Raw genomic sequence first — 12,887 nt, 5'->3', positions numbered from 1 at the left:
ACACATGGACTTCCGACTCTCCGACATTCACACAGACCTCGCCTCGACGGTGGATGCGATGCTGGGCAAGGCCGACATGCCGACCGCCACACGTGCCTGGGCGGCCGGTGACCGCGCGGCCGTCGCCAAGGTCTACTCACAGCTCGCCGATGCCGGCATCAGCGGACTCCTGATCGACGAATCACACGGCGGCAGCAGTGCCGGGGCGGTGGAGATGGTCGTCGCCGTCGAACAGCTCGGACGTCATTGCGCCCCGGGCCCGATCGTCGAGAGCGTCGCCGTGCTGCCGATCCTGCTGCACGACGCCGACGTGTCGGGTCCGCTCAGCGACCTCGCCGAAGGGCGACTGGCGACGTGTGCGATCGGACCGCTCCAGCCACTGGCCGCCGACACCGCCTCCGCCGACGTCTATCTCGTCGTGGACGGGGTGCTCTCACGCGCGACCGTGCTGAGCACCGAGGCCTCGGTGGACGGCACGCGCACCCTGTCCCGGGTCACCGCCGGGGAGGTGCTCGCGACCGGGGTCGACGCCGCCGACGCCGCCGACGCGGGTGCGCTGGCCACGGCCGCGCAACTGCTCGGTCTGGGTCAGGCCATGCTGTCCATCGCGTCGGAATACGCCCAGTCGCGCAAGCAGTTCGGCCGCCCGATCGGGTCCTTCCAGGCCGTCAAGCATCACCTGGCCGACGTGGCGATCGCCATCGAGATGGCGCGTCCACTTGTCCACGCGGCCGCCCTGGGCATCGACGGGCAGGTCCCGGAGGGCACCGACGTCTCCCGCGACGTGTCCGCGGCCAAAGTCGCGGCCGCCGAGGCCGCCGACCTGTCGGCCCGGCGCTCGCTGCAGGTGATGGGCGCGATCGGTTACACCGCCGAACACGACATCTCGCTGTACATCACCAAGACCCGGGCACTGCTCAACGCCTGGGGCTCGCCCGCCGTACACCGCCAACGCATCCTGGAGACCCTGTGACCGTCAGTACCGGCACCGAAAGCCGCGGCACCGAGACCCTGCCTCCGTCCCCGGCGATCGGCGCCGAGGAACGGGAGGCACTCGTCGACGCTGTGCGGGATCTGCTGCGTCGCCGCGGGGACTCGACAGCGGTCCGCGCCGCCATGTCCGCTCCCGGGCGGATCGACTCAGGTCTGTGGCAGACGCTGTGCACCGAGATCGGTGTGGCCGCGCTGGCGATACCCGAACGGTTCGGCGGTGCCGGGGCGTCGTGGGTGGAGTCGGCCGCGGTACTCGAGGAACTCGGCGCCGCACTGAGTCCCGTCCCGGCGTTCGGCTCCGCACTGGCCACCGGCACGATCCTCATCGCGGCCGACGACGACGCGTCGTCGCGACTGCTGCCCGCCCTGGCCGCGGGCGAACGGACCGCCGCGCTGTGCTGGGCCGATGAGCGCGGCTGGCAGACCCCCGGAGTGCGCGCCGACGCCGGACTGCTGTCCGGGACCGCACATTTCGTCGTCGACGGCGAGTCGGCCGACCTGTTCCTCGTGCTCGCGGCCGGCCCCGGCACGCACGTCACCCTGCACGAGGTGGCCGCCGATGCGGAGGGCGTCTCGGTGTCGCCGATGCCCGTGCTCGACCCCACCCGGGCGCTGTCGTCGGTGCGGTTCGACGAGGTGGCGTCCTCGGCGATCCCGGCACCGGACGACCTCGCGCCCCGCCTCCGTGCGCTGGCGTGGGCACTGCTCTCCGCCGAGCAGGTCGGGGGCGCCCAGCGAGCCCTCGACCTCACGGTCGACTACACCAAGTCGCGCAAGCAGTTCGGTCGCACCATCGGATCGTTCCAGGCGCTCAAACACCGGATGGCCGACATGTACGTGTCGGTCGAGACGGCCCGGTCCATCGCCCGGGCCGCGGTGGCGGCGATCGCCGCCGGCGATCCCGACGCCGCGGACCTGGCACTGGCCGCCCACGTCTACTGCTCCGACGTCTGTCGTCGTGTCGCGGGCGAGGCGATCCAGTTGCACGGCGGGATCGGCATCACCTGGGAACACGACATCCAGCTGTATTTCAAGCGCGCCCAGGGCACCTCGCAGATGTTCGGTGCACCCCACACCGCGGTGGCCGAGCTCGCCCGCTCCCTGCACTGACGACGGTCAGCCCTGTCTGCCGCGTCGTCGCGCGATCAGGCGCTCGATCGGGTCGGTGAGCACCAGCAGTACCAGAGGGAGATTTCCGCTGCGCGGGAACACGATCGCGACGACCAGTGCGAACGCGAGGATCAGGAGCGTTCCCAGTCCGCTCGCCGAGGCGGCCCAGCGATCGGTCGCGGCGTCGTCGGCGAGCAATCCCCGGTGCCGGCGGCCCCACTCGGCGATCGCGATGAGCGAGGCCACGGAGACGGCGAGCACGCCGATGTAGAGGATGTTGGCCTGCTCGACATGCGCGCCGTCGACGAGGGCGGTCGCGAATGGCAACGCGACGATCGTCAGCAGCCAGATGAAATGGAGATTCATCAACGTCCGGTCGTAGGCGCGGAAGTACTCCATCGTCTGATGGTGCTGGCGCCACAGGATCCAGATGACGGCGAAGCTGACGAAGAAGCTGACCAGTTCGATCGACCTGTCCGACACCACCTGCCCGACCGACGAGTCCTCGCGCAGATCGTTGGCGATGTCGACGAGCGGGAGCACGAGCAGGGTCAATGCGATCGCGACCACCGCGTCGGCAAACGCGATGAGTCGGCTCAACCCCTCCGGCGACTGTCGGTTCTCCGGTTCTGCCATGCGATGCACTGTAAAACGCCCGGCCGGCGATCGGTAGCGACAATGCGCGCCATACCGTGCTGTTCCTCCGAGATCCCGCGGGTCCTCAGACGGCGAAGGCCGCCTCGACCGTTGCCTCGTCGAGCCCGTAATCGGAGAGCTGATAACGATGCTGGGGTTTGCGGGCGCCCGACTGGCTCTCCTCGTCGAGGGCGGTGACCGCGGCCCGCGCCGCATCCGTCATCGGGGTGTCCAGCGCGGCGTAGACGCGTTCGACGGTGCCCATGGGGTCCGACCGCAGATCGGTGAACTCGATGTCGAGGAACTGGGCCGGGTCGTATCGCTGTCGCGCCGTCGAGAACTCCCGCAGCCCACGCGACCACAACTCGAGCTGGTCCCGGCCGACCTGCGCGCCGGTGAACGTCGTCGACCAACCCGGTGTGGCGTGCTCGGCCAGGCTGCACATCGACGCGATGAGCGTGCTGGGCGGCCGGTGTGTCTGGATCACCAGAGCATCCGGGTATGCGGCCATGAGCGCATCGAGGGCGAACAGATGGCTGGGGTTCTTCAGCACCCACCGCTTGCCGGGATCGTTCAGACCGATCAGCTGTAGGTTCTTGCGATGCCGGTGATACGCCGGTGTCCAGTCCTGTCGGCTCAGCCACTGCGAATAGGTCGGGACATGCGCCAGCGATTCGTACGAGATCGACATGACGCTCTGCCGGAGCAGCTGCCAGCATTCCTCGACCTCGGCGGCGTCCATGTAGTGCAGCCCCATGAACTCGGGGTTCTCGACGTGGTGCTGCTCGAAACCGGCCTGGATCTGCTGGTAGACCGGATTGTCCGACCAGGTGTCGCGCGGCGGGCGGGGTTGCGGGAACTCCGCGAGCCACATCTCGACGCCCTGGTGCGCGGGATCGGCGGCCAACAACCGGTGCAGCGCAGTCGTTCCCGTGCGCGGCAGGCCCGTCACGAAGATCGGCCGGGTCACCTCGACGTCGGCGTACCCGGGGTTCGCCTTCCACGACGCCTCGCTGAGCAGACGGGCGACCAGCGCACCCTTGAGGAAGAAGCGGAACATCTTGCTGCCCAACTCGGTCAGCCCCGCCTCGGAGCGGTAGGACTCGAGCAGGATGCCCAGGGGCTCCAGGTAGTCGGTGTCCCCGAAGTCGTCGAGGCCGGTGGCGCGAGTGGCCGAGGAATGCAGGTCCTCGATCGTGCCGACGTCGGTGCGTGCCGCACTAGTCATGGTATTCACCGCAATTCACGTCCAGGGTGTGCCCGGTGATGGCGCGCGCCATCGGCGAGGCGAGGAACACGACGGCGTCGGCGATCTCGTCCGGCTCCGGCAATCGCCTGAGGTCGGATTTCGACGCCGTCTGTTGATAGACGTCGTCGGGTGAGATCCCGTACTTCTTGGCGACCTCGCCGAAGTACCACTTCAGCTGGTCATCCCAGATGTATCCCGGCGCGACCGAGTTGATGCGGATTCCCTTGTCACCGAGTTCGGAGGCCAACGACTGCGACATCGCCAGCAGCGCCGACTTGGCGATCTTGTAACTGCCGTAGCGGGGCTCGGAATGCCGGATGACCATCGAGTTGATGTTGACGATCGAGCCGTCGGCCGTGGCCAGCGCATCGGTGAACGAGCGGATGACCCGCAACGTACCCAGAACGGTGACGTCGATACTGCTCGCGATCTGATCGAAGTCGGTGCGGGACAACGGCTTCATCGACGGCAGCGCGAAGGCGTTGTTGACCAGCACGTCAGCTCGGCCGAACTCGGCGACGGTGGTGGCGACCAGGTTGTCGACGGCGGCGTCATCGGTGATGTCGGCCGGGACGACGAGGCTGGTCCCGCCGGCGGCGTCGATCTCGGCGGCGACCTCCTTCAGACGTGACTCGGTGCGGGCGGCGAGGACCACCCGCGCACCCTCCGCGGCCGCGCGCAGACAGATGGAGCGCCCGAGTCCCGGGCCGACGCCCGAGACCACGACGACCTTGTCGGCGAGCAGACCCCTGTTCACACTCATCCGAGCATCCTCTCGGCGAAGGCACGCTGGCGTGCCGCGATGCGCGCCGCCCAGCCGTCGGCGTCGATCCTGTTGTGGTCGAGGTGCGGCAGGTGGGCGGGCACGTCGTCGAACGCGACGACCTGCGCGGTCGGCCCCAGGTCCGGGCCGATCGGGGAATCGCTGCGTTGCCAGCGGAATTGCAGGATGCCCTTCGACCGGCCCGTCGTCTCGATCCAGTTCGCGACGCCCGGATCGCGATGTGACACCACCATCCGGATCATGCCGTCCGGATCCACCTGCGCCTGAGCGGAGTTCAGGCTGGTCTGATGGTTGACGTAGTCCAGCGAGATGTACCACATGCTGCCGAGCTGGAATCCCTGGTACGGGGCGTCGGACCGCGGGATGGTGATGACCATCGCCTCGTCGGGACCCAGCCGGAAGTGACCCACCGAGGAGAACTGCGTACTGAGCCCGCCGGGGGTCTGACGCGGTGCGGTGAACGTGTTGACCGGCTCGTCGAGGTAGAACCACTTCGGGAAGTTGAACCACGTGTTGATGCGCGCGGTCAGCATCTTGCCCGCGGTCGCATACCGGCGGGACACCCGTGCCAGGTCGGGCTCCGCCGGGGCGGTCCCGACCGTGTCGACCCGCTCGATGGTGATCGACCCCTTGCGTTCGGACCAGTCCGAGTACACCTCTCGTACCGCGAGCATCGACGCGCCCTCGCCGAGCGGAAAGTAGTCGTCCGGCGCGTCCGGGATGGGCGGGCCGAAAGTCAGCTCGTACGAGCCGTCCTCGGCGATCGTCAGTCGACGATCGTCGAAGGCGTCCTCGCCACCCGGCACCGACGACGCCGTGTAGTCCCCGCGCAGCACCTGAAAGCTCAGATCTGCTGTGGTACCGCGCCGTCCGCGCACCCGATACGTCCCGGTGGGCTCGACGTCGGCGTGGTAGTAGAGCGTGTCCGGGTTGTCCAGGCCCATCTTCGTCGACGGCCCGGTCGAGGTCACGAAGTTCGGGTGTGAGATCGACCGGGCGCGGACCAGCTGGACGATCGCGGCGATGCTCCCCGCCAGGTAGTCGTAGCCCTCGGCGAGATCTTGTTCGGTCTCGGCGAAATCGGCTGACGCGACCAGTTTCTCGGCCTCCGCGATCGCGTCGATGAGAGGCTGGGTGACCAGCTGCGGTGTGGCGCTCGGGTTGTCGATTCCGGTGGTGTCGGTGGTGTCGGTGTCGGTACTCGTCGTGTCGTCGACGGTCATAGCCAGGTGTCCCCGCCCGTCCAAGTCAGGAAATTCTCGAGTTCTGCCTGTGCGGGGGTGACCCGCGGGTGTTCGGTCGACAGGTAGCCGCCACGGTAGAACAGCAACGGCTTGTCCTGCAGCACTTCTCCGAGAGTCAGCGCACGCCCGATGACGATGTGGTGGTCGCCGCCGTCGGTGACGCTGTCCACGTCGCACTCGACCCAGGTGAGTGCGTGGCGGATGACCGGAAGGCCGGCCGGCGACGGGTCCCAGGTGATGTTCGCGAACTTGTCGTCACCCGGGGCGCCGAATGCCGCGCTGACGTCCTGCTGTCGGTTCGAGAGCACGTTCACGCAGAACTTGCCCGTCTTCTCGATCACCTTCCAGCTTCGAGAGGTCTTCATCGGGCAGAACAGGACCAGCGGCGGGTCGAGGGACAGCGCCGCGAACGACTGGCATGCGAAACCGACCGGGTTGCCCGCGTCGTCGAGCGTCGTGATGACCGTGACGCCCGTGCAGAACTGGCCCATCGCGGTCCGGAACTGGCGGGAATCGAAGTCGGCGGACCCGTAGGGTGACCGCGCGTGGGACTGCTGGGTCGTGGCGTCGGGGGGCATCTCAGCCCTTGAACCCGACGCTGAAGTCATGCCCCCACAGACTCACGGCCGTGCTCTCCCGGGCGATCCACTCGTCGTCGGAGACCGTTCTTCCCTCACAGCCGAACTCGACGTCGAAGCCACCGGGTGTCTTCATGTAGAAGGAGAGCATCAGGTCGTTGACGTGGCGACCGAGTGTCGCCGACATCGGCACCTTCTTGCGCAGCGCGCGATCCAGGCACAACCCCACGTCGTCGGCGTTCTCCACCTCGACCATCAGATGGACGATGCCGGTGCTGTTCGGGATCGGCAGGAAGGCCAGCGAGTGGTGACGCGGGTTGCATCCGAGAAAGCGCAGCCACGGGACCTCGTCACCCTCTTCGCGCCCGACCACCTGCGGAGGCAGGCGCATGGAGTCGCGGAGCCGGAATCCCAGTACGTCCCGGTAGAACTCGAGGGCCGCCTTGTCGTCGGAGCAGGTCAGAACGACGTGCCCGAGGCCCTGCTCCTCGGTGACGAAGCGGTGCCCGTACGGGCTGACGACGCGCCGGTGTTCGAGCGCGGCCCCGTGGAAGACCTCGAGCGTGTTGTCCGCCGGGTCGTCGAAGACGATCATCTCCGCAACGCGACGGTCGGCGATCTCCTCGTCCTTGCCCTCACGGAAGACCACTCCCGCGCGTGCCAGGCGATCCCGAACGTTCTGTAGCTCGGCGGCGTTCGCGACCTCCCAACCCGCACTCGCGAGCCGGTCGTGCTCGGACGGCACGATGACCAACCGAGCCGGGAAATCGTCCATCCGGAGGTACAGGGCGCCGTCGGTGAGACCGGAACCCTCGATCATCCCGAGGACCTTGAGGCCGTAGGTACGCCACGCCTCGATGTCGGTGGCCTCGATCCTCATGTACCCCAGCGAGCGGATCGGACTGTCGCTCATCTCCAAGACTCCTTGTGGCTCTGTGTTGGTCGGCAGCGGCGAGGTCTCACACCATCGTGTCGCCGATGGGAATCCCGAACTCGCCGTTGCCGAATGCGACGTAGGCGCGCTCCGGGTCGTTCGCGGCGTGCACGCGCCCGGCGTGGGCGTCGCGCCAGAATCGCTGGATGGGCGTCCCGTTCTCCAGGGCGTGTGCGCCCGAGTTTTCGAAGAGCCGGTCGATCGCGGCGATCGCCCGTCCGGTCGCGCGCACCTGGTCGCGCCGGGCGGACAGGCGCAACTCCATCGGGATCTCCTCGCCGGCGAGGATGAGGTCGTACTCGGCCTGCAGGTTGCCCGACAGCTGACGCCAGGCGGCGTCGATGTCGCTGGCGGCCTCGGCGATCCGGACCTTGGCGAACGGATCCTCCTTGGCCTTCTCGCCCGCGTAGGCGGCCCGGACCCGCTTGCCCTGATGCTCGACGTGGGCGCGGTAGGCGCCATAGGCCATCCCGACGATCGGTGTCGCGATGGTGCTGGGATGAATTGTGCCCCAGGGCATCTTGTACACCGGCGCGGTGTTGCGCTCCAGGCCCGGACTCTGTCCCATCGACATCGTGCGCATGCTCAGCATGCGGTGCCGGGGCACGAACACGTCCTTGACCTCGATGGTGTTGGACCCGGTGCCGCGCAGGCCGACGACGTTCCACACGTCCCTGATCGTGTAGTCCTCGCGGGGGATCAGGAAGCTGACGAAGTCGACGGGCTTGCCGTTCTTGATGACCGGACCCCCGACAAAAACCCAGTCAGCAGTCTCGCAACCCGACGACCACGCCCACGAACCGTTGACCTTGTAACCGCCGTCGACGACCTCGCCCATGCCCATCGGGGCGTACGACGACGAGATGCGGACGTTGGTGTCCGAACCCCACACGTCCTCCTGTGCCTGCTGATCGAACAGCGCGAGGTGCCAGTTGTGCACGCCGATGATGCCCGACACCCACCCCGTGGACCCGCACGCCGACGCGATGCGGCGTACCGCCTCGTAGAAGGTGACCGGGTCGGCCTCGTAACCACCCCACTGCTCGGGCTGCAACAGCCTGAAGAAGCCGGCGGTCTCGAGGCTCGACACGGTCTCGTCGGGGATGCGGCGCAGATCCTCGGTCGATTGCGCACGCTGCTCGAGCTCCGGGAGCAGGACGTTGATCTTCTCCAGGACCTGCTCGGCGGCTTCGCTCCGTTGTGCTGGCATCTCGCCTGCTCCTACTCGTCTCTCCCTCGACCGGGCACGCCGGCCGCTGTAACCATCGAGTTCGAGATTAGAACACGTTCTCATTTCTGTCGAGCACGCCGACTTTATGCCCATGTACAGGCCCTATTGCCCTCCGCGGCGTCGATCGGGCTGACAAATCTGAAACGTGTTCTAGTATTGGGTACAGTTCTTCGACGCGACACGAGTCACAGACAGGAGAGGGCACATGTCTTCAGGACCCGAGACGATGACCCCGAGCAGCCCCGGCACGCCGAGCGCAGCCGCCGCCTCCGACGGAGCGGACGTGGGCATCCGGGAGATCGACACGGGTGCGCCACCCACGCGTTTCGCGCGGGGCTGGCACTGCCTCGGACTGCTCGAGGAGTTCTCCGACGGCAAGCCCCACTCAGTCACGATCTTCGGCACCAAGCTGGTGGCGTGGGTCGACACCAAGGGCGAGGTCAACGTCCTCGACGCCTTCTGTCGGCACATGGGCGGCGACCTCTCCCAGGGCAAGGTGTCCGGGGACAATGTCGCGTGCCCGTTCCACGGCTGGCTGTGGAAGGGCAACGGACGTTGCGCCGGGGTGCCGTACGCCAAGCGCAACCCCAAGCTCGCCAAGACGCGCTCATGGCCGTCGATGGTCCGCAACGGCCAGGTCTTCGTCTACAACGATCCCGAGGGCAACCCTCCGCCGGACGAGTGCATCATCCCCGAACTCGACGAATTCGGATCCGAGGAGTGGACGCCCTGGACCTGGAACCGCATCGTCATCGAGGGCGCCAACTGTCGCGAGATCATCGACAACGTCGTCGACATGGCGCACTTCTACTACGTGCACTTCGCACTCCCCGACTACTTCAAGAACGTCTTCGAGGGTGAGATCGCCGCGCAGTACATGAATTCGCATGGCCGGCCCGACGTCACCCTCGGCACCAACTACGGCGACAGCCGTCTCGAATCGATCGCGGCGTATTACGGGCCGTCGTACATGCTGAACCCGATGATCCAGTACTACGGCGGGTACGCCGTGGAGACCATCCTCACCAACTGCCACTACCCGATCGACGAGAACTCCTTCGTCCTCATGTACGGCGTGATGGCCAAGGTCCCCGACGGACTGACCGCCGAACAGGCGTCGAAGATGGCCACCAAGATCAGCGCAGGCGTCGAGGTGGGCTTCCTGCAGGACGTCGAGATCTGGAAGAACAAGACCCGCATCGACAATCCCCTGCTCGTCGAGGAGGACGGTCCGGTCTATCAGCTCCGCCGCTGGTACGACCAGTTCTACGTCGACAAGGCGGACGTCACCGACGAGATGACCGGCCGATTCGAGTACGAGATCGACACCTCCAAGGCCCTCGAGAGCTGGAACGAGGAGATCCAGGAGAACCTGCGGCGCCAGGAAGCCGAGAAGGCCGACTCCGCCGCCGGCTCGGAGTCCACCGAGAAGGCCGAGGTCTGACGGTGACCCGGGCAGCAGGGGTTCGCGTGGGTTCCGACCGCTGGGCCAAGGCGCCCGACTTCCACGACGATCCCGACCGGCTCGCCCGGGTTCACGAGGCCACCCGCCGTGACCGTGAGCACTATCTGCAGGGCGGCATGCGCGAGATCGAGTGCCGCGCGTGCCACGCCTGCGTTCTCGTGAAGAAGACGAGTTCGTTCCACACCAGCGTGCAATGGAATGCCGACGCCCGGGAGCGCTGCCTCGGCCTCGAGCAGATGCGCGCGGGCGGCGACGGTGGGAACGACGACACGGGGAACGGCCCCCTGCTTCCCGGCGCGATGATGCCGACGTGCGCCCGGTTGTCGGCGAGTATCGACCACGGCGTTTCCGAGGGCATCATCCCCGCCGAGTCACCCGTCTCGGATCCCGACGGATACTGGTGATCGATTAACTACCACACCAGCAACATTCGGTAACACAAGCCTCAAGCATCACAGCGGTCACACCTTCGTCACACCTGGAGAACGACCGACGACACGCCGGCCCGGCTCCGCCAAGCTGTCGTCATGTCCGTATCGCCACCGCGCTTCAGGCGCGTGACCTGCACCATCGCACTCACCGCCGCGTTGTCGGTCGGCGTACCGCTCATCGGCTCCCCGCTCCTCGACACCGGTCGCGCCGCGGCCGCGGGATCGTCGGACTCCTCCGGTTCGGTTCCCATCTATCTGCCGGTGCCGACCACCGTCGGCCTCAACGCACTCGGGGCGGCGATCACCCAGATCGGCAAGCCGTACAAGTGGGCAGGCGTCGGCCCGCATTCCTGGGACTGCTCCGGGCTGGTGCGGTGGGCGTTCTACACGACCGGCGTCCACCTCCCCCGGACCAGCCAGCAACAGGCGAAGGTCGGACACGCGATCCCGTTCCGCGCGCTCGCACCGGGCGACATCATCATCTTCGGTCGCGACGCGGGACACGTCGGTATCTACGCGGGCGCCGGCCGCGTGTTCAACGCCTACGGCCCCAACGGTGTCCCGATCGGGTTCACGAAGCTGAAGGACATGGGATACATCAAGACGATTCGTCGGTTCGGCTGAGCGTCGGGCGCGGCCACCACGTCGTGAGCACCCATCCCACGACGACCACCAGCAACAGGGCCGCGACCACGACGGTCCCGATCAGTCCGTAACCGGCCTGCATCGCGGGCAGGTCTGAACCCAGCGCTTCCGACACCGAGTCGGAGAACAATTGCGCGGCAGGGTCACTCAGCACCCGGACGCCGACGACCAATGCGACGAGGGACGCGAGACCGATCACTCCGATGGCGGACGGCCGGAGTCGGGCACGCCACCAGCCCAGGGCCGCGACGACGGCGATCACCGCCCCCGCCACGACCACGCTCAGACCCGGCCGGTCGGTCTTGTCCTCGAAGAAGAACGCGACGTCGTCGTCGCTGGCCCCCAGGATCTTGACGTGTCCCAACCCGGTGATCGACGGTTCCACACCTTCGTCGGTCCAACCCCACTGGACCTGCGCGAGCAGGACCAGTAGCAGTCCGCCGGCCAGCATCACCGGCCACGCCGTGGTGCGAAGTCGTTCGACGGTGGCCGAGTGCGTCGTCATCCGACCAGCGTGCCATGGCCCATCCCGGTGGATATGAGTCGACTCTCCCCCAACGCGGTCCGCGACCGATGAGTTTGCGCGACCCTGTCGGTCAGAAGTGTGTCGACGAGCAGTTGCCCAGCAGATTGTGCGGAACAAGGAAGAGGACACAGAAATGGCAGAGTATGCGGCCCCCTCGGGGGCACCGATCTGGTTCGACCTGATGAGCAGTGACACCGCGAAGGCCGAGGAGTTCTACGGGGCGATCTTCGGCTGGGAGGCCGAGGCTCCCGACGAGGAGTTCGGCGGCTACCGCAACCTCCTCAAGAACGGCAAGCGTGTCGCGGGGCTGAGCCCGGTGATGGAAGGCGCGGGACCTCCCGACATCTGGACGGTGTACCTCCACACCGAGGACGCCGACGCCACGGTGAAGGCAGTCGAGGCGGCGGGTGGCTCGATCATGGTGCCCCCGATGGCCATCGGCGAGGAGGGCACGATGCTGATGGCCCTCGACACAGCGGGCGCGGCGATCGGGTTCTGGCAGCCGGACAAGCACAAGGGTTACTCCGAGTTCGGCGACCACGGCACGCCCTACTGGTTCGAATGCCAGAGCATGGACTACGCCAAGTCTGTCGACTTCTACCGGACCGTGCTCGGCGCGCGCATCGAGGAGATCGGTACCGGTGGCGACCCGGATGCCGTCGGGCCCGACAACTACGCCCAGATCTTCTACGGCGAGACGTCGTACGCGGGCATCATGGACTCGGTCAAGCTCTTCCCCGCCGGGGTGCCGTCGTTCTGGCAGATCTACATCACCGTCGACGACGTGGCCGCCACCGTGAAACAGGCCGAGTCACTCGGCGCCGAGATCCTCATGGCCGGCGAGGACACCCCGTACGGCACGCTCGCGGCGATCAAGGACCCGATGGGCGCCCTCATCTGTCTGGGGCACCCGCCCGCCGGCATGTGAGGTCCGGCCTCGGTAGGACTCACGCGGCTCGCGCATGAGTCCTACCGAGCAGCTCAGCGGCGGCCACAAACGTTCATCACGCCGCAACGAGACGGCCAGCGACAACCTGTAGCGTCCGACTTCCGCAGCACGA

Annotated in this window: 14 protein-coding genes; 6 read left to right on the top strand and 8 right to left on the bottom strand. The window is 67.2% G+C overall.

From position 1 onward, the window contains the following. The first annotated feature begins 4 nt into the window (after positions 1–4). A complete protein-coding gene (locus AC3B6C_RS12035) occupies positions 5–973 on the top strand; it encodes an acyl-CoA dehydrogenase family protein (protein WP_014928747.1) in 969 nt (322 codons plus the stop codon). Beyond that, the gene (locus AC3B6C_RS12030) at positions 970–2,103 is read left to right on the top strand and encodes an acyl-CoA dehydrogenase family protein (protein WP_014928746.1); all 1,134 of its coding nucleotides are present in this window, start codon (positions 970–972) and stop codon (positions 2,101–2,103) included. Before AC3B6C_RS12035 ends, AC3B6C_RS12030 begins: the two co-directional genes overlap by 4 nt. A gap of 6 nt (positions 2,104–2,109) precedes the next feature. Here AC3B6C_RS12030 and AC3B6C_RS12025 read toward each other — a convergent pair whose 3' ends face one another. The 7 genes from AC3B6C_RS12025 to hsaA all read right to left on the bottom strand — a co-directional run bounded on the left by AC3B6C_RS12025 (position 2,110) and on the right by hsaA (position 8,738). Beyond that, positions 2,110–2,739, bottom strand: coding sequence for a TMEM175 family protein (locus AC3B6C_RS12025; protein ID WP_488376162.1), 630 nt, complete (start codon positions 2,737–2,739; stop codon positions 2,110–2,112). An 85-nt stretch (positions 2,740–2,824) separates the two neighbouring features. Beyond that, positions 2,825–3,967, bottom strand: a complete 1,143-nt coding sequence (locus AC3B6C_RS12020; protein ID WP_488376161.1) for a sulfotransferase family protein — start codon at positions 3,965–3,967, stop codon at positions 2,825–2,827. Next, positions 3,960–4,751, bottom strand: a complete 792-nt coding sequence (locus AC3B6C_RS12015; protein WP_488376160.1) for an SDR family oxidoreductase — start codon at positions 4,749–4,751, stop codon at positions 3,960–3,962. Before AC3B6C_RS12015 ends, AC3B6C_RS12020 begins: the two co-directional genes overlap by 8 nt. Further along, positions 4,748–5,995, bottom strand: coding sequence for a hypothetical protein (locus AC3B6C_RS12010; protein ID WP_055476883.1), 1,248 nt, complete (start codon positions 5,993–5,995; stop codon positions 4,748–4,750). The genes AC3B6C_RS12015 and AC3B6C_RS12010 overlap by 4 nt, the downstream gene beginning before the upstream one ends. Next, positions 5,992–6,594, bottom strand: coding sequence for a 3-hydroxy-9,10-secoandrosta-1,3,5(10)-triene-9,17-dione monooxygenase reductase subunit (gene hsaB / locus AC3B6C_RS12005; RefSeq protein WP_010842126.1), 603 nt, complete (start codon positions 6,592–6,594; stop codon positions 5,992–5,994). The genes AC3B6C_RS12010 and hsaB overlap by 4 nt, the downstream gene beginning before the upstream one ends. Before the next feature lies 1 nt (position 6,595). Further along, entirely contained in the window at positions 6,596–7,507 is a 912-nt protein-coding gene (hsaC, locus tag AC3B6C_RS12000) for an iron-dependent extradiol dioxygenase HsaC (RefSeq protein ID WP_010842127.1), read from the bottom strand. A gap of 46 nt (positions 7,508–7,553) precedes the next feature. Next, positions 7,554–8,738 (bottom strand): 3-hydroxy-9,10-secoandrosta-1,3,5(10)-triene-9,17-dione monooxygenase oxygenase subunit, encoded by a 1,185-nt coding sequence (gene hsaA, locus AC3B6C_RS11995; RefSeq protein WP_010842128.1) that lies wholly within the window; start codon positions 8,736–8,738, stop codon positions 7,554–7,556. Between the two features lie 226 nt (positions 8,739–8,964). Here hsaA and AC3B6C_RS11990 point away from each other — a divergent pair, with 226 nt between their 5' ends. The 3 genes from AC3B6C_RS11990 (at position 8,965) to AC3B6C_RS11980 (ending at position 11,279) form a co-directional block, all read left to right on the top strand. Continuing rightward, the gene (locus AC3B6C_RS11990) at positions 8,965–10,203 is read left to right on the top strand and encodes a 3-ketosteroid-9-alpha-monooxygenase, oxygenase component (protein ID WP_488376159.1); all 1,239 of its coding nucleotides are present in this window, start codon (positions 8,965–8,967) and stop codon (positions 10,201–10,203) included. Between the two features lie 2 nt (positions 10,204–10,205). Then, entirely contained in the window at positions 10,206–10,628 is a 423-nt protein-coding gene (locus AC3B6C_RS11985; RefSeq protein ID WP_488376158.1) for a hypothetical protein, read from the top strand. A gap of 123 nt (positions 10,629–10,751) precedes the next feature. Then, positions 10,752–11,279 carry a C40 family peptidase gene (locus AC3B6C_RS11980; RefSeq protein ID WP_488376157.1) on the top strand — a complete coding sequence of 176 codons (528 nt, stop codon included), beginning with the start codon at positions 10,752–10,754 and terminating at the stop codon, positions 11,277–11,279. Here AC3B6C_RS11980 and AC3B6C_RS11975 read toward each other — a convergent pair. After that, a complete protein-coding gene (locus AC3B6C_RS11975; RefSeq protein ID WP_488376154.1) occupies positions 11,254–11,805 on the bottom strand; it encodes a hypothetical protein in 552 nt (183 codons plus the stop codon). The two genes, AC3B6C_RS11980 and AC3B6C_RS11975, sit on opposite strands and share 26 nt — an antisense overlap. Positions 11,806–11,959: 154 nt before the next feature. Here AC3B6C_RS11975 and AC3B6C_RS11970 point away from each other — a divergent pair, with 154 nt between their 5' ends. Then, positions 11,960–12,754, top strand: coding sequence for a VOC family protein (locus AC3B6C_RS11970; RefSeq protein WP_010842133.1), 795 nt, complete (start codon positions 11,960–11,962; stop codon positions 12,752–12,754). The last annotated feature ends 133 nt before the right edge of the window (positions 12,755–12,887 follow it).

It is taken from the genome of Gordonia sp. 11cp, from assembly GCF_057767225.1.
Note: the sequence above shows the minus strand (reverse complement) of the source record. Positions and strands in the feature narration are given on the sequence as shown.